This window comes from Mucilaginibacter gilvus (assembly GCF_004054195.1).
Classification (GTDB): Bacteria; Bacteroidota; Bacteroidia; order Sphingobacteriales; family Sphingobacteriaceae; genus Mucilaginibacter; species Mucilaginibacter gilvus.
Map to the genome: position 1 here is coordinate 170798 of NZ_SBIW01000003.1, position 19125 is coordinate 189922.

9 protein-coding genes are annotated in these 19125 nt (G+C 47.3%); all 9 read left to right on the top strand.

Going from position 1 to position 19125, the window contains the following annotated elements; genetic code table 11:
• Nucleotides 1–18: 18 nt before the first annotated feature.
• The gene (locus EPL05_RS06815) at nt 19–360 is read left to right on the top strand and encodes a hypothetical protein (protein WP_128533208.1); all 342 of its coding nucleotides are present in this window, start codon (nt 19–21) and stop codon (nt 358–360) included.
• A gap of 267 nt (nt 361–627) precedes the next feature.
• On the top strand, nt 628–7317 hold the full coding sequence (locus EPL05_RS06820; RefSeq protein ID WP_128533209.1) for a polyketide synthase: 6690 nt from the start codon (nt 628–630) through the stop codon (nt 7315–7317).
• 23 nt (nt 7318–7340) lie between these two features.
• Nucleotides 7341–11363, top strand: a complete 4023-nt coding sequence (locus EPL05_RS06825) for a non-ribosomal peptide synthetase (protein ID WP_128533210.1) — start codon at nt 7341–7343, stop codon at nt 11361–11363.
• Nucleotides 11364–11398: 35 nt separating this feature from the next.
• On the top strand, nt 11399–12139 hold the full coding sequence (locus EPL05_RS06830) for a 4'-phosphopantetheinyl transferase family protein (RefSeq protein ID WP_128533211.1): 741 nt from the start codon (nt 11399–11401) through the stop codon (nt 12137–12139).
• A gap of 136 nt (nt 12140–12275) precedes the next feature.
• Nucleotides 12276–15344, top strand: a complete 3069-nt coding sequence (locus tag EPL05_RS06835; RefSeq protein WP_128533212.1) for a sensor histidine kinase — start codon at nt 12276–12278, stop codon at nt 15342–15344.
• 62 nt (nt 15345–15406) lie between these two features.
• Nucleotides 15407–16039, top strand: coding sequence for a response regulator (locus EPL05_RS06840; protein ID WP_128533213.1), 633 nt, complete (start codon nt 15407–15409; stop codon nt 16037–16039).
• Between the two features lie 77 nt (nt 16040–16116).
• Nucleotides 16117–17730 (top strand): hypothetical protein, encoded by a 1614-nt coding sequence (locus EPL05_RS06845; RefSeq protein ID WP_128533214.1) that lies wholly within the window; start codon nt 16117–16119, stop codon nt 17728–17730.
• 44 nt (nt 17731–17774) lie between these two features.
• Complete coding sequence (locus EPL05_RS06850) at nt 17775–18311, top strand: outer membrane beta-barrel protein (RefSeq protein ID WP_128533215.1); 537 nt, start codon at nt 17775–17777, stop codon at nt 18309–18311.
• Nucleotides 18312–18332: 21 nt separating this feature from the next.
• A complete protein-coding gene (locus EPL05_RS06855) occupies nt 18333–19064 on the top strand; it encodes a hypothetical protein (RefSeq protein WP_128533216.1) in 732 nt (243 codons plus the stop codon).
• Nucleotides 19065–19125 lie beyond the last annotated feature (61 nt).

Below are 19125 nucleotides of genomic sequence, written 5' to 3' on the forward strand. Positions count from 1 at the left end.
TGCATATAGCTTAGGATCATGAAAAAACTATTATTACTCCTTATAATTTCCGCAACGTTCAGCGTTAAGGCGTCGGCGCAAAAATTTAATGCTGAGGATTTTAAAAAGAACCTCGGCAAATCAAAAACCCTTTGCGATAGCGTTTATTCCATCAAAATCTTCAGCGATACGCTTACGCTCATTAATATGGGTGGCAATTACCCTAATCAGAAATACACCATTGCTGTAAAAGGTAATAAAATTGTTTTAGACTGGGCAAACCTTAAAGGAAAATACCTGTGCGTTACCGGCGTATTCGAGATGCACAAAAATCGCCCCGAGGTGGTTGTGGGTCTGCCTAATCAAATTACTTTTCCATAATTACTATTTTTTCCGGCCGGTCTTAGCTTCTTGTTTAACCAATGGTTATGTAGCCAATGGTTGTGCAGCTATAATTGCTGCTAACTGAAATGCATTAAGTGTAGTTTAATTGATGCTTAAAGGGCAAGATTTCATGAAAATTAAATGAAAAAATAGGGTTGCCGGGTTTTAGCCGTACGATAAAAATCTTTAACTTAAACCCGATTTCATGACCGATTACAACCAAAATCTTCAGGTTATTTTAAATTTAATCTGCTTTTCAGCTTAATGGATATACTTACCGATAATATTTATACCGGGGAGCCTGCCGGGGATGTGTTTCTGCACCTTTTGTTTGAAAAACAAGCGCTGCAAACTCCCGATGTTACGGCTGTTCAGTTTGGCGAAAAAAAGATCAACTACTTCGAATTAAATAAACGTGCCGACCTGCTGGCCAATGCTATTATTAACCAGGCACCGGGTTCGCTGGTTATTGGTGTTAGCACGCTTCGCGCTATAGAAACGGTTACCAGCCTTATAGCGGTTTTAAAAGCCGGCAAAGCCTACCTGCCTATCGACCCCACTTATCCTGCCGACAGGCTGGAGCAGATCATAGCCGATTCGGGCGTAAACTCGGTCTTGGCCGTCGGGGCGCAAAAAGCGCTGTTTAACAACTTGCCGGTCACAGTTATCGAATCGGATGGGGAGCACAATTCCTCGCCAGACTCGAAAGAGAACATCCGTACCAAAATCGCGTACATTATTTATACCTCCGGTTCTACAGGTAAACCTAAAGGGGTTTGTGTAGGGCATGTTGGGGTAGTTAATTTAATATATTATCACAAGCGTATTTCGCCATACATGGGTGTAGGCGCTAAAACCCTGCAATTTGCACCGCTGGTGTTTGATGCATCGGTAGTGGAGGTGTTTTGTACGCTCTGCATCGGCGGTACGCTGGTGTTGGTTGCAGATGAAGTCCGTATTGATCCTGTTAAGCTTATCCACTATGTGGACGAAATGAAGGTGAACCGCATCAACGTCCCTTTTGTCGCACTACAATATTTCACCGAAATTGCGGACGCCGAACTGTTCTACCCCGACTCATTACTCGAGGTAATAACCGCGGGCGAGCAGTTAAAAGTTACGCCGCAAATCATCCGCTTTTTCCAGGCGCTGCCAAACTGCATATTTTATAATATGTACGGCCCAACCGAAACCAGTGTGGCCAGTACTGCTTTAAAACTGGAGGGCGCGCCCGAAACCTGGCCGTTATTGCCAACCATAGGCAAGGCGATAGATAACACCACAAATTTTGTGCTTGATGAGCAATTGAACCCATTGCCTGATGGCGAAGTGGGGGAGTTGTGTATCAGCGGAATAAATGTAACCTATGGTTACTTAAAACGCCCGGAACTGACCGCGGAGAAGTTTGTGGACTGGCAACATAACGGCGAAACCACCCGCATATACCGCAGCGGCGATCTCTGTCGTTTTCTGCCGGATGGAAATATAGAATACCTTGGCCGTAAGGATACACAGGTAAAGATCCGTGGCAACCGGGTAGAGATTGGCGAAATAGAGGTGCTGCTGAACCAGCTGGATGGTGTGCAGCAATCTGTAGTAATAGCACGCGAAGACAACCCCGGCGATAAGCGTTTGGTGGCTTACCTGGTGGCATCGCACGGTAAGGTGAGCACAGCGCAGATAAGGGATAGTATTGAAGAAAAACTGCCTGAATTTATGATGCCATCCGCCTTTGTGTGGATGACGGAACTCCCTAAAACCACCAGCGGCAAGGTAGACAGAAATAACTTACCAAAGCCCGATCTGAAACGCCCCGAGCTGGCAACGCTATATAAACCGACATCAACCATCACCCAAAAACACTTAACAGGTATTTGGATGGACCTGCTCCAGTTGGAGGAGATCGGTATCGATGATAACTTCTTCGACCTTGGCGGTAACTCACTGCTGGGCTTAAAAACCGTAGCGGCGTTAAAAAAACAATTCAACCTCGTACTCCCTATAACTAAACTGTACCAGTTCCCAACCATAGCCGGCGTTTCGGCGCATTTGGATGGTTCTGACAGTAAAGCCGCCGAAACGGTATTGCCTAAGCTGCGCGTAAAAAGCGGTAATGGCGATGTAGCCGTTATTGGTATGGCGGGCCGTTTCCCGGGCGCTAATAATGTAGATGAGTTGTGGAAACTCCTTGTAGAGGGTCGCGAAACCACGAGGTTCTTTACAGATGAAGAGCTCGACCAATCTATTCCCCAGGAAATTCGCTTCGCGCCAAACTATGTAAAGGCACGCGGTGTGGTGGATGATTCAGACAAGTTCGACCCGGCGTTTTTTGGGTTGAGCCCAAGGGTTGCAGAACTGATGGATCCGCAGCAACGCATCTTTTTAGAACTGACGTGGGAAGCGCTGGAAAGCACCGGGCACCTGCCATCGCAATACCATGGCAGGGTGGGCGTTTTTGCGGGCTGTGGTAACAATACATATTATATCAACAACGTAATCCCCAACCGCCACCTTATTGATAAGGTTGGCAGCTTTTTGGTGACCACCCTAAACGAGAAAGATTACATAGCTACCCGCATAGCCTACGAACTGGATTTGAAAGGCCCCGCCGTGAGCGTGCATTCGGCTTGTTCCACTTCCTTACTGGCTATAGCGCAGGCGGTAGATAGCATCCGTAACGGGCAATGTAATGTGGCATTAGCGGGTGGGGTATCCATCAGTTCACCAATAAACAGCGGGCATTTATATCAGGAAGGCACTATGCTAAGTGCCGATGGGCATTGCCGCAGTTTTGACGCGGAAGCCGATGGCACCGTGTTTAGCGATGGGGCCGGGGTAGTGCTATTAAAAAGTTTAGAAGAAGCCCGGGCCGATGGCGATACCATTTTTGGTGTGATAAAAGGCGTAGGCTTAAATAACGATGGTGCCGGCAAAGGCAGCTTTACCGCGCCAAATGCCGCAGGGCAGGCAGTCGCAATTGCCATGGCCATTCAAAACGCGGGCGTTTCCGCGGCAGATATCAGTTATGTAGAAGCACACGGTACCGCCACCGTTTTAGGTGATCCGATAGAGATCGAAGGCTTACGTATGGCCTTTGGTCCGCAGGATAAGAATCAGTACTGCGCCATAGGATCGTTAAAGAGCAATATGGGCCACCTGGTGGCGGCAGCTGGTGTGGCAGGCTTTATAAAAGCTACCTTAGCGCTTTACCATAAGCAAATACCGGCATCGTTATACCACACCCGGGCCAACCCGAACATTGATTTTGAGAACAGCCCTTTCTACGTAAATACAAAACTTACCAATTGGGATACCGATAAAAAACGCATAGCGGGCGTAAGTTCATTCGGCGTTGGGGGCACCAACGTGCATGTGATTTTGGAGGAGTATCCGCAGGCAGTTAAAGCATCCGATGCAGGCAAAGGATTGCACCTGATACAATGGTCCGCAAAAACGGAGGCCAGTGCCAATAAATACCGCGAAAAGTTATCGGCATGGATAAAAAATAACGAAACTGCTTCTTTAGTTGATATTGCGTACACCCTGCAAACCAGGCGTACCGATTTTGCTAACCGCTACATCGCGATAGCGGCAACACGGGAAGAACTGTTAGAAAAACTCGCGACTGCCATCCCGAAGCCCGACTTTAAAAAGATCAGCGCAAAGGCTACCGAAGTCGCCTTTATGTTCCCAGGCCAGGGTGCCCAGTTTGTAAATATGGGCCGTAATATTTACGACGGGGAACCAGTCTTCAGATCGGCCGTTGATGAATGCGTAACCCTGTTAAAAGGCACCGCGCAGGAGGATATTCTTTCCGTAATATTTAGTGATGCCGACGACGAAGCCGCTACCGAAACGCTAAAAAACACTTTATATACCCAGCCCGCTTTGTTCATCATCAGCTACGCCATGGCAAGGCTTTGGATGAGTTGGGGCATTACGCCGGCCGTACTAACCGGGCATAGCATTGGCGAATTTGTGGCCGCGCATTTAGCCGGGATCTTCTCCCTGCCAGATGCTGTTAAACTGATTGCCACCCGCGCTAAAATGGTGAGTGAGGCCGAAGGCGGCGATATGCTGTCGGTACGGATGCCGGAGGCGGCTGTAAAAGCCATTTTGCCCGATACATTATCAATAGCCGTTGTCAACACAAAAACAGCAACCGTTGTTGCCGGCCCTGCCGCTGACATAGCCAAATTTGCCGAAATACTTGCGGAGCAAAACATCGCTACACGAGTATTACAAACCAGCCACGCCTTTCACTCTGCCATGATGGATAGCGTGGTGGAGCCGTTTAAGGCGGTAGTAAAAACAGTAAAACTAAAGGTGCCAACCAAGCCTATCATCTCTACCATCACCGGTAAATGGCTGAGCGAGGCCGAAGCACTGGATCCGGCATATTGGGCCATGCATGTACGCCGTACCGTCCGATTCGCCGATGTTGCCAACCTGCTTGCCGAAGACGAAAGCCGCATCATGCTGGAGGTTGGCCCCGGTAACGTATTGTCTACCATGGTTCGCCAGCAGGCATCGCCAAAACAAATAACCACCATAGCGGGGATTGATAGTGCTGAAGGCAACCTGCCGGTACGCTCGGCTCTGCAGGCTCTGGGCCATCTTTGGATGAACGGCATCGACCCGGATTGGAAGCTCTTTTACCAGGGACAAAGCAGGCTACAGTTAAATTTGCCTACTTACGCCTTCGACAGGAAACGGTTTTGGATAGAGCCTGTGATACCCCTAAGCCATTTAACACCACCCTTTGAAGCCCCAACAGAACAACTCATAGAAAACAGCACAGAAATACAACAAGATATGCCACTAAGAAAGGACCTTTTGGTTGATAAACTGAGGGATATATTTGAAGACACATCCGGAATTGATGTGGATAGCAGCGACGCCAGTTTTATCGAGATCGGGTTCGATTCACTATTGCTTACGCAGATCGCTACCAATCTGAAGAAGGAATTTAATGTTCCCATCACTTTCCGTAAATTATTTGAGGAATATAACTCGCTGGAGTTGTTGGCCGCGCATTTAGATGGCATTTTGCCCGCGGATAAATTCCAGCCCGGGGCATCGGCACCAAAGGCTGCGCCTCAGCCCGTTTACCAGCAGCCTACGTATCAGCAACCCGTATTTCATTCGGCACAACCTGCCGAAGGTAGCTCACAGGCGTTGAATATGATAGCACAGCAGTTGCAATTGCTGGCAAACCAGGTAGCATTGATGCAGGGTGGAGTGGTTGATTATTCACAGGTGCGTACAACTACCGTGCAGCTAACGCCGCCGCCGGTATCGCTATCCAACGGCGCGCCATCCGCCAAACCTGCTATATCCCTGGCATCGGCATCAGATATTAGTGCCGAGGAAATGGTAGAACTTAAAAAACCATTCGGCGCTACCGCACGCATCGAGCGGCAGGTGCAGGGCATCAGCGATAAACAGCAGGCCTTTATAGATAAGCTTACCAAAGATTATAACACCAAAACCAAAAAGAGCAAGGAGCAAACGCAGGAGCACCGCCCTTACATGGCCGACCCGAGGGTGGTAAGCGGTTTCCGCCCGCTCACCAAAGAAATGGTTTACCCCATCATCATCAACCACTCTAAAGGCAGCCGCCTGTGGGATGTGGACGGCAACGAATATATAGACGCCCTGAATGGTTTTGGCTCCAACATGCTGGGCTATCAGCCCGAATTTTTAACCAAGGCCATCCACGAGCAGGTGGATAAAGGTTATGAAATTGGCCCGCAGCACGAACTGGCGGGTGATGTTTGTAAGCTGCTTTGCGAATTTACCCAGTTCGATCGCGCGGGCTTATGTAATACTGGATCCGAAGCGGTGCTGGGTGCCATGCGTATAGCCCGTACAGTTAGCGGGCGTTCGCTTATCGTCGCTTTTGCTGGCTCCTATCATGGTATTATGGATGAGGTGATAGTACGTGCCACCAAAAAACATAAAACGGTACCGGCTGCACCGGGGATCTTATCAGAGAACGTACAATCCATGCTGATACTGGATTACGGCACCGATGAAACTTTAGCCATCATTAAAGAACGCGCTGATGAAATAGCCGCGGTATTGGTAGAGCCCGTACAAAGCCGCCGGCCGGAATTTAAGCCGGTAGCGTTTCTTAAAGAACTTAGAAAAATTACCGCCGAAACAAAAATAGCGCTCGTATTCGACGAAGTGATCAGTGGTTTCCGGATGCACCCGGGCGGTGCCCAGGCCATATTTGGCGTAAAGGCCGATATTGGTACTTACGGCAAAGTAATAGGCGGTGGGATGCCTGTTGGCGCTATCTGCGGTACAAAAGAATATATGGACGCGCTCGATGGCGGCCAGTGGCAATTTGGCGACGGCTCTGTGCCGGAAGTTGGAGTAACCTATTTTGCCGGTACGTTTGTACGCCACCCGCTTGCGTTAGCCGCCGCAAAAGCATCGCTGACGTACATGAAAGCGCGCGGCCCGGCCTTGCAGGAAAAACTGACCAGCTTAACCACCATGTTTGCCGAAGGCATGGAGGCGAAATGTAAAAAAGAGGGGGTGCCTATTACCATTGTGGGCTTTGGCTCTCTGTGGCGGATGAAATTTCTGGAAGACATCCCTTACAGCGAACTTTTGTTTACTTTGATGCGATTAAAAGGAATTCATATATTAGACGGTTTTCCATGCTTTATAACTGATGCGCATACCGGGGATGATATAAAAACCATGCTCGCTGCATTTAGTGAGAGTATTGATGAGATGATAGAAGCCGGCTTCTTTTCGCCTCAGCAACAACAACCCGAGCCTGTTTCTGCTGCCGTGGCCCCTCCGGCAGAACCCGTGCCCGTAAATGCAAATACACCACCAGTACCCGGCGCAAAACTTGGCCGGGATACGGATGGCAACATTGGTTGGTTTATCAGCGATGATAATAACCCCGGCAAGTATTTGCAGGTAAAATAAATTTTTAATTTGGACGGCGTATAATGAAGTACGAGTTAATTCCTGTTGAATTTGACCCATTTACAGGACCCGGGATCTTATTGACGGCACCGGCCACCGAGCCACAAATAGAGATATGGACATCGTGCTTAATAGGCGGTGCTGACGCCAGTTGTGCCTATAACGATTCGGCTTCATTGCTCTTAACCGGCAACTTTGATAAGGATGCTATATACCGCGCCTTGCAGGCTTTAAGTGATCGCCACGAGGCTTTGCGAACCGTATTTACTGCGGATGGCAGCCATTTTGTGGTTTATGATAACCCACCCGTTAATATTGATTATCACGACCTTTCATTACAAAGCGAAGCCCAGAACAGACTGTTCATACAAAACTACGCCCGCCAGAGTGCTATCACTCCGCTGGATTTGGTGAACGGCCCTTTATTTAAACCTTCTGTTTTTAAGCTGAATAATAACGAGCATTATCTCACTTTTATCGCGCATCACATTATTTGCGATGGCTGGTCGATAGGCATCATTATGCAGGATCTGAGTAAGCTGTATACGGCCTACGCAACGGGCAAACAGCCCGATCTGGTGCCGGCACCGCGTTACAGCGACTACGCTATAGCGCAAACCGAAGCTGCTGATACCGGGAAAAGCCACCAAACAGAACAGTACTGGATAAACCAGTTCAAAGGCAGCGCGCATTTACTTAATGTGCCTACAGATAACCCGCGCCCGGCCATGCGCACCTATAAAAGCAAGCGTGCCGATTTTACCCTGGATGCTGCTTTGGTTGCCGAAGTAAAACAAATGGCACGCAAGGCTGGTACCAGCTTTGTTACCACGCTGATGGCCGCTTTTGAGGTGTTTCTGCAGCAAGTTACCGGGCACGAAGAAATTATATTGGGCCTTCCGGCGGCAGGGCAGTCGGCTACGGGCAACTACGGCTTGGTAGGGCATTGTGTGAACCTGCTGGCGCTGCGCAGCTACCCCAAAGGCGAATTAAGCTTTGTAGCGTACCTTAAGCAACGCAAAACCGAGGTGCTGGATGCCTACGATCACCAGAAGTACACGTTTGGCAGTTTGTTAAAAAAACTCAACATCCCCCGGGATGCTTCACGGTTGCCGCTGGTACCAATCGTATTCAATATTGATATTGGTATGGATGAGGGCGTTCATTTTTATGGCCTTAAGCACAGTTATATCACCACCGGGCGCGAGTACGAGAATTTTGAGATCTTCCTGAACATTACCGACCATAAAGACGCGCTGGTGCTGGAGTGGAGCTACAACACTCAGATTTTTGAGGCAGCTACTATTGCCCGCATGATGGACGAATATTGCCACCTGCTAAAACAAGTGGTTAGTTCGCCGGATATGCTTATCGGCAAACTCCCTTTAATGCGGAAAGATGAGCTGATGGCCCAGTTGAATAAATGGAATGATACCCGGGTAGCTTATCCGAAAGAAAAATCGCTTCACCAGCTCATTAGCGAAGTGGCTGCGAAGAACCCCGGCAGCCTCGCCCTGAAATTTAATAACGAAACGTATACCTACCGGCAGCTGAACGAGCGCGCCAATCAACTGGCGTCGGTACTGATAGCCGGAGGTGTAAAAATGGGCGATAAGATAGCCGTATCGCTGGATAGGGCTGCCGAACTGGTTGTAACTTTGCTTGCTGTAATGAAAGCAGGCGGCGTTTATGTACCGCTCGACCCGATATTCCCGATCAACCGCATCAACTACATGCTGGCCGACTCGCAGGCGGTGAAATTGATTACCACGATAAAATACAGCGGCCAGTACGAATCTAACGCGCAGGAACTGCTGCTGCACGATATCTGGCCCACGCTTGATAGTAAACACACCACCGATCCCGATGTGGCAGTTACGGGGCAGCATCTGCTATACATCCTGTATACTTCAGGTTCTACAGGGCAGCCAAAGGGGGTGCAAATAGCGCATCATAACGCGGTTAACTTTTTGTACAGTATGCAAAAAGAACCGGGTATAACGGCTGCCGATAAGTTGCTTGCAGTAACTACCATTAGCTTTGATATTGCCGGGCTGGAGCTGTTTTTACCGCTGATAACCGGCGCGCAAATTGTATTGGCAGATGCCGCTACCGCCAAAGATGGTATGGCGCTGCTGGATGTTATCCGCAAAGAAAAGATCAGCGTAATGCAGGCCACGCCCTATACCTGGCGCATTTTATTGGAGGCCGGGTGGGAGAACGAAAAAATAAAGGTGATATGCGGTGGCGAAGCCTTGCCTATGGATCTGGCTACCCGCATTTTGGGTAGGGCATCGTCCTTATGGAACGTTTATGGTCCTACCGAAACCACCATCTGGTCTACCGTTAAACAAATTACTGCCGAAGATAAAACCATCAGTATAGGCAAGCCTATTGATAATACTTTTATATACATCCTCGATAAATTCCAGAACCCGCTTGCCCCCGGTGCTGCGGGCGAGATTTACATAGGCGGCGAGGGCGTGGCAAAAGGCTACCATGATCAGCCCGTATTGAATTATGAAAAGTTTGTAGATGATCCATTTACCGGTGAGCCCGGTGCTATGATGTACCGCACAGGCGATCTGGGTACGTACCTCAACGATGGCAACCTGATGTATATCTCGCGTTTTGACACGCAGGTGAAAATTCGCGGTTACCGGATAGAGACAGGGGAAATAGAGTTCCACATGGCTAAGGACCCTGATCTGAAGCAAGCCGTGGTTATTGCCCGGCCAGATGGTAATGGGGTAGACAGATTGGTAGCTTACATCGTTTTTAACGATGATTTTGTGTGCAAGGATTTTAACGCGTGCGTAAGTTACTGGCGCAACGATCTGAGGGGATCAGTGCCCGATTATATGATCCCTGACAATTTTATACAAGTTGATGCCATGCCGCTTACCCCAAATGGTAAGGTTGATAAAAAGGCATTAGCGGCAATGGGAGCTATCCCGGCCGAAAGCCATGACGTGTACATAGCGCCACGTACCGATGTAGAGAAAATGGTTGCCGATATTTGGAAAAAGCACCTCAATATCGAAAAAGTAGGTGTTTATGATAACTTTTTTGAGTTGGGCGGGCACTCGCTGATAGCCGTAAAGGTAATGGCGCAGATAGAAAAGGAAACTGGCAATCGTTTGCCGCTGGCTATCCTGTTCGAAAACTCTACGGTAGAAAAGCTGGCCTTGATATTGGGGATGGATGGCAGATCCATCACCTGGGATTCGCTGGTGCCCATCAAGCCACAAGGTAATAAAATGCCTATTTACATTGTGCATGGGGCCGGCTTAAACGTACTGCTGTTTAACACCCTTGCCAATAATATGGACGCCGATCAGCCGGTTTACGGCATGCAGGCCAAAGGCTTAAATGGCGTGGACGAACCGCTGAACCGCATGGAAGATATTGCGGCGCATTACATATCTGCTATCCGTGTGCAAAACCCCGATGGTCCGTACGCGCTCGCAGGCTTCTCATTTGGCGGAATCATTGCATGGGAAATGGCGCGGCAACTGGAAGCCTTAAACCTGGAGGTACGGATGCTTGCCATGTTTGATACCTATGCCTATCGCACTCCTTATTACGATACGTGGCTGGTTAACAAGATAAAACGGGGTATGTATTTTGCAAGGCGGCTGTGGTATTCTTTAACTTTTAAGGAAGGATTGACAAAAACCGTACAGCATCGCACCAAAGCCGTGAGCCGCATAGCCACCCGCCTGTTGTGGAAATTGAAATATGGCGAGAAGCAGGAACAGCCAATAGGCTTTTTTGGATACAGCAACAAAATTGATGAGATGAACGATGTAGCCCAGCAGTATTACAAAATAAAACCTTGTAATATCTCGGTTGAACTTTTCAGGGCAGAGGTGAAATCCTTTTACCTGGATGATTTTGAATTTATGGGCTGGAAACCGTATGCGCTGAAAGGGGTGAACATTCACAAGATCCCGGGAGAACATAACACCATATTTAAATCGCCAAACGATAAGGAATTTGCACGAATATTGCAGGAATGCCTTAACAATGCCAACAAAAAGTAATCGGACCGCCTTGGGTATCACATAACAACAACATTTTGGGTAAAGTACATATTCAATTTTTAGACATTGTGAATTGGCGGTCGGCCTTGCCCGCCGATTTTGTTTTGAATGGTAACGAGGTACATGTTTACCGGATCAACATCAGCAATAACCTGCATTTGCTCGATGCGTTTTTAGCCACGCTGATGCCGGCAGAGAAAGAGCGCGGCGGCAGGTATTTTCAATTGAAAGACAGGCAGCGCTTTATTTTGAGCCGGGGCGCGCAGCGCGATATTTTGGGCCGGTATTTAAACCAACCGGCGGCAGAGGTGGCATTTGCACTGGGCGGCAATAAAAAGCCGTTCCTGGTTACTGATGGCAAGCCGGCCATTCAATACAATATTACCCATGCCGGCGATTGGATACTGCTCGCTCTGTCTAACGAAGCCGTTGGTGCCGACGTGGAATTTGTAGACAACGAATTTCAATTCAACGATATTTTAGAAGAACACTTTAGCAAGGCGGAGATCGCTTTTATAGGTCAGGGCACCCCGGCAGAAAATTTTTACTTGCTATGGACACGCAAGGAGGCACTGGTAAAGGCAACCGGGCAGGGGCTTGGCGAGCACCTGAAAGTAACGCCATCGCTAAACGGAACCCATCCCTTATCGCCTCAACTTTTATGCCCGGATAAAGCTTGGGAGGTAAGCAGTTTTAATTTACAGGGTGGCTACACCGGCAGTATTGCAAGCGTTTACGGCGCTTCGCGCTTAATGTTTTTTGATATTAATTTCTAAATAATATCTCATATTTATTCTTATATGTAATTTATTATTGCGCTTGGTAATTATTAAGTTACTGATAGTTAATTAGTTTAAGTTTGCCTTGAATTATAAATATGCTTATATATTAGTACGCCGCTAATATATTTTAATGGTAACCAATTTACCTGCATTTGTTTTTTTGCAATATTACCGTGCCAGCAAGTTTTTTTTGATACTGTTGGCGGGCTTTGTATTGATCTTTTTTTCGCAAAGCTCCTTTTCACAAAATATTATTCCCCGGTTTGAAACCATTGGTGTAAACGAGGGGCTTTCGCAAAGTTCGGCCTATACAATTTACCAGGATAAAAAAGGCTTTATGTGGTTTGGCACTGCCGATGGGCTCAACCGCTTCGATGGGCATTCCATTAAAGTGTTTAAGGTAAAGGATAATGCCGTTGCCAACTCCAATTACGTGCGCGGCACACTTTGCGAAGATAGGGCCGGTAATATTTGGTACACCAACGAAACCGGCATTTTTTGCCTCGATGTTGCCAAAGAAACGCTCACCCGTCGCCATGTGCTCACCCAGGATTACCAGGCAAGCGGTGTTTTTATAGACGGGCATAATAATTTTTGGATGTTATGCCTTAACGGTGTAGCATGCTTTGATATAAAAACCGGCGAATGGCGGCGCTACGATTGCAAATTTATTCTGAACAATAAAAATGCTACAGGTTTTAGGTACGCTACAGACTATGGCGATAATATTTGGTTTAAGGTAAACGGCTTTGGCATTTATCATTTCAATATAAAAACGCAGCGATTTAAACATACTATGTTTGATATGCCCATTGCCTGCCTTAATTATAACAAGGGGAATATTTACTACTGGTGCGATAATACCCTTTATACAGCCGATACAGCACTAAAAACCATCAGTAAAAAGCATTTTGATATTGCCGATAAGGTGGATATAGTGGTTGATATTTTACCCGATAATTATGGGCGCATCTGGTTCACTACCTCCAACTCGGGCTTGCTTTGCTATAACAAGGCAACCGGCAAAATGGATATGTTCCGGCGCGATAATGCGCGGCAAAAATCATTAGCCTTTGATATTACACGCTGCCTTTATATAGATAGGTTTGACAACCTGTGGATAGGCACCGATGGCGGCGGGGTAAGCCGGCTGGATTTGAAACCCGCCAAGTTTAACATCTTCCCCCTGAACGAAGGCGACTACGCCTTTTTGAATAATTATTTCATCAAATGTTTTTATGAAGATGAGCGTGGCCGCATCTGGTTTGGTACACAGGATAACGGACTGAATATATTTAACCCGCAGGATCGCAGCGTTAAAAACTATCCGGCTAATAATGATCCCCGCAAGGGTATTTCGGGCTCGGTTTCGGCAATTTTTAGGGATGCTGATGGTGACTTTTGGATAGGCAGCAGCATGGGTATCTATAAATTTAACGAGCGCCGCGGAACCTTCAAAGCCGCGGACATTACGGCCATGCCAACCCAATACCTGCGCCCTAATAATAATTTCGTTATTAAATTTGAGGAGCTAAAAAATGGCGATGTATTGGTTGCTACCTGCCTGGGCCTTTACCGCATGAAAAAAGACGCTGACGGGAACTATAAGGTTGCCAATATTATAGATGAGAAACTGCAGGGCCTAACCCTCGATTTTGTGGAAATGGCCGATAGCAGCCTGTATGTTGCCGTACCGGGGCTGGCACTCTATCATTATAAGCAAAAAGGAGACGACTACCTTTACCAGGGCGCCTACTGTAAAGGTTTGGATATTAGAAGCCTGCATGATGACGAGCGCGACGTTAATAAATTATGGGTATCATCTGGCGTTGGGTTGATTGCGTTTAACACCCTGTTGAAAACATCAATTACTTATAAAACGACTGATGGGCTGGCTAACGATTACGTTTACGGCGTGCTGGAGGACAAAAAGCACAATCTGTGGCTAAGTACAAATGGGGGCCTCAGCTACTTCGACCGTGCAAAGAACGCGTTTCAAAACTACACCGTGAGTGATGGGCTGCAAAGCAACGAATTTAATACTGCGGCGTTTTATAAAAGCCAAAAAGGCAACATGTATTTTGGCGGGATAAAAGGTTTCAACTGGTTTAACCCCGAAGCTTTATACAGCGGCAAGCATAAACCGGGTGTGGCTATCACAAGCGTTTTGGTTGATGATGTCCCTTTTATGAGCCATACGGGGTTGGTTAATCCGAAGAACATTAGCCTCGCTTACGATAAAAACAGCCTTTCCTTTTCGTTTGCCGCGCTTGATTACACCATGCCATCGGCCAACAAAATTGCCTACATGCTTACCGGGCTGGAGAATAAATGGGTTATCACCACCAATAAAAATGTGCGCTATGCCAAGCTGTTGCCAGGGCATTACCAATTTTTGGTAAAGGCCGGTAATGACGATGGTATGTGGAGTAGTGTGCAGTCGGTTAGTATTGATATCAAGGCGCCGTTTTGGCAGCGACGCTGGTTTTACGTAGCAGTATCGCTATGCATCGCGGGGTTGCTCATCTATATCACCTTTGCATTATCGCAAGTGAAAATAAAACGCAGGCTTCGTATATTAGAGAGGCGGCACGCTATTGATGCCGAGCGTAACCGCATAAGCCGCGACATGCACGATGAAATTGGCAGCGGGCTCACCCATATAGCCCTGCTGAGCGAACTGATCCAAACCCAGCATAAAACAGATGCGGCCGTGAAGAATGATGTGGGCAATATATCGGCGTCGGCGCGTAAACTGATCACCAATATGAGCGAAATTATTTGGGCGCTAAACCCACAGAACGATTCGCTGGAGAACCTGCTGGCTTACACGCGCGAACAAATGCAGCAGCACTTTGAGCCTTTTGATATGATACTGCAGATTGATTTTGCCGATACCGTGCCTGATATACCATTAACCAACGAGCAGCGCCGCAATTTGTACCTGGTAACCAAGGAAGCGCTGAACAACACGATGAAACACGCCCGGGCAACACTGGTGAAACTATCCGTAGAAATTGTAGCCAACAAAATTGTTTTTACCGTGGCCGATAATGGCTGCGGGCTGCCGGATAGCGCCAATAAACCCAATTGTAACGGCCTTAAAAACATGCGCAAAAGGATGGAAGATATAGGTGGAAACATTAGCATGGAGAATAACCAGCATGGGCTTACCGTATGTTATACCCTAAATGCCTGAAAGTAAAATACTACTTTTTTACACCGCAGATGCCCGCTTTTAATATTTAGCTTTATACAGCCATGACCCCGATCATCATTATAGAAGACGACGAAAAAATACGCAACTACCTGGGCGCGCTGCTTGCAGGTTCGGGCGAGTTTAATTTAAACGCGTCTTTTGTGAACGCGGAGGAGGCTATGGAATTTTTTCAGTGTGGCCTGGGCGATCCGGTGGAGATAGTGCTCACAGATCTGCAACTGCCCGGCATGGCGGGCAGCGAATTTATCAGCTGGCTTAAGCCTCAGCGGCCCGATATACAGATAATGGTTTTGAGCGCCTATGATGATGCCGACCATGTATTTAAAGCCCTGCAGGCCGGTGCTACGGGCTATGTGCTTAAAAATACGCCATCAACCAAACTGGTAGAATCCATTATTGACCTGCGCAAAGGCGGCAGCCCCATGAGCAGCCAGATAGCCCGTAAGGTAGTAATGGCCTTTCAGCAGCAGGTGCCTTATGTGGATGCAAAAGAAAGCCTGAGCGACCGCGAAAACGAGGTGCTGCTTTGGCTTAGCAAGGGCTTTAGTTACCAGGAAATTGCCGATAAACTCTTCATATCTATAGATACCGTACGCACCCACATCCGCAATACGTACGAGAAACTGCACGTACGCAATAAGAAAGAGGCCCTACGCAAAACGGGTTACCGCTAATATTCTGATTACTACTTATATCACATTTTTTGTGCTTTAGTCCCAAGGTATTTTTACATACCTAATTTATGGACAGCATGAAAAGACTTTTACTATTAGCCGTTGCCTTCGTATTTTCAACCCTTATCATCAGCGCGCAGGAAACCGTGCAGGATCTTTCTAAGAAAGCCGGTAAGGGTTTCCTGCTTAGCGCAGTCAACGCCGATGGTACTTATACCATCACCTACAAAATCCCCGGCGATAAAAAGAAGAACGAAATATTTTACGAAACCTATCAATTTGATAACAATCTTAAGTTTGTTAAGAACGAGGAAATATCCGAACCAAAGGTGTCCGCAGAGGATATGCCCGATAAAACGGTAAGTGGTTTTTACGCCTCGGTGGGGGGATGCAGTTCTTTCGACATCCTGAGCATGAAGCTGAAGTTTACCAAATACAGCGACCTTAAAACCTGGGATTACAGAAAACAGCGCTACGTTTTTAAAAAGGGTATCACTTCGGAGGTTATCAAGCCGAAAAACGGTAACGATAAATACTACGGTTTTGCAGCGTTTAACAGCACGGTAGACGAAAGCCTGTTTGTACTGGCCGGCCTGGATAGCAAGGCGCATAAGGATGGGCTGGATTTTTTTGTGCTTGGTGTAAATTCCGACTTGGAGATAACTACTAAACCCGTTGATGTAAGCGGCTCGCAATCGTTGGTGTATTCGCACCAGTTAGATAACGGCGACGTTGTGCTGGTATTTGCCCCTCAAAAAGGCGAGTCGGATATTACAACTTACACCTATCTCAAATATTCTGATAAAGGCGAAGTAAAAAACAAGGTGATATTTAAAAGTCCCTCACCAAACCTGCTGATACAGGATGTAAGCGAGGATAACGGCTCGGTGTTTTTCTGTGCCACCTCAACAAAATCAAAGGAAGCTTATGGCGAAGTATTTGAAAACTATGCCGCATCTATTGTAAACCCCTGCTTTACAGAGGGCAAGAATAAGCTTGATTTTAAATGGCAAAAAAAATCGGGCGAGAAGATGGAAAGCTTCCACCTGCTGAAGTTTACCGATAGCAAGCTTGATTTTGCCTCAACCGCCGCCATCAGCGATTTTAAAGCGAAGTTTAGAACAGCCCCCGGTGATAAAGGTGCCGAGCCATACAAAGGCGGCAAGTTTACGGTCCAGCAGTTTAAAGTAACCCCACAGGGCGAATACCTCATAGCCGGGCAACTGAACGACCACACCAACCTTGGCCTGGGCAACCCGGTTAATACCTATGAGGATGTAATTTGTCTGCATTTTGACCAGGCAGGGCAGCTAAAGGCCCAATACGGTGTTGGCAAACTAAACAACGACAAGAAGAGTGAGATCTTCCCGATGGTGCAAAAGTTTGTGCTCTCTAAAGACGGGCAATCCCTGTACTGGATGATCATGGAGGTAAAGGGTTTTAAAGGGTACGAGGATTTCTTTGCAGCCTATGCCGGTAACGCTACCTATTTTCCACGGTATTATCCACGCATAGCCAAATTCAATCTTCCCAATTCAAGCTTAGGGGCTTTCAGTGTGCTTGGCAACGAGAAGTTTTATGTGACCAAAAGCTTTACACCAATAGCCAATAAGGGCGAAAATAGCTATGTGTTTATAGGCAGCGATGAGGATTATAAAAAGCTGTGGGTAACTAAATACATGTTTCAGTAAAATATCACAAATAATATAATCCATTTATCAAATCCCAAACCATTATGAAAAAATTACTACTCTTTTCCGCATTCCTTGCCTTTGCATTAACAGCCAAAAGCCAGTCGGAAGCTTACAAATCATTTAAGGTTGATATCAGCCTGGGCTACGCTATACCAGCCGAAAGTAACGGCACCAAGGGCGGTGTTTCCTTCACCATTCAGCCGCACTACCGCGTTAGCGATGACCTGGCCCTCGGCTTGCGTTTAGAGGGCGCCGCCCTAAGCTACAATACCAGCGGTAACGATACAAAGGTCTCTGTACTGGCCTCATACGCTGCCACAGGTGAGTTTTATTTAGCCGATGGCGGCATCCGGCCATTTATTGGCGCGGGTGCGGGTTTTTTCACCAGGGCATCAATTGACGTAGGCTCGGGCAGTAGCACCGTAACGGTACCAAGCGCTACAAAATTTGGCTTTTTCCCTACCGTAGGTATCGAGACCGGGCACTTGCGCCTAAACGCCGACTACGATATCCTGCCGGATAAAGGCGGATATTTTGCCTTTAAAATTGGCTTCTTCTTAGGAGGCGGTAAAAAATAAGTATCACAAAAAAAAGCTACCATGAAAAAATTATTCATACTATTTATTGCCGCGGCCACCCTGTTCATTTACACTGGTTGTGGAAAATCCGGCTCAAACAAAGATCCCGACTACACCTGTGCTACCTGTATCACCAAGCCCGAAGCTAAAGTGGCAAACGATGCCAGCTTTAAGGGCGTGTATAAGGGGGTGCTTATCGGTTCCACCGGTACTATTAAGTTTGATGTAAATAACTCGGGTACAACCATTACAGCCACCATGACGATTGACGGCGTTACCACCACATTAACGGCAACCGTAATTGCGCAAAGCGGCCAAAACCCCGCTTACATATCTGATTTTAACGGCACCTTAAACGGGCAGCCGGTAACCATCAAATTTTCGGTAGGTTCGGGCGGGCAAAACCCGGTGGTAGTATCGGCAACTGTGCCGGGCCACACGGGTATCACCTTTGTATTAGTAAAAGAAACTTCAACGGCGCTGATAGAAGCATTTGAAGGGACTTACGAAACCACCAAGCCCGAAAGCGGTACATTCAACATCATTTTATCCCGTAAACTGGCTTTGTGGGGCGCCTTAGCGCGTAAAAATGGTAGTACCGAAGTTGATAATGATGCCAATGGTACCATATCCGGGGATAACCTGGTACGCGAAGGCATAACTATAGCGACCATATCTGGCGACGCGCTTGCCGGAGAATTTACCGATGGTAATAATAAAAAGGTTACGTTAAATGGAAAACGCACTTTATAAGATCGTTTTTTCACCGGGGGCGTGAATTAACAAGCGAAACTCTTGTGCTTAGGCGCAAGGG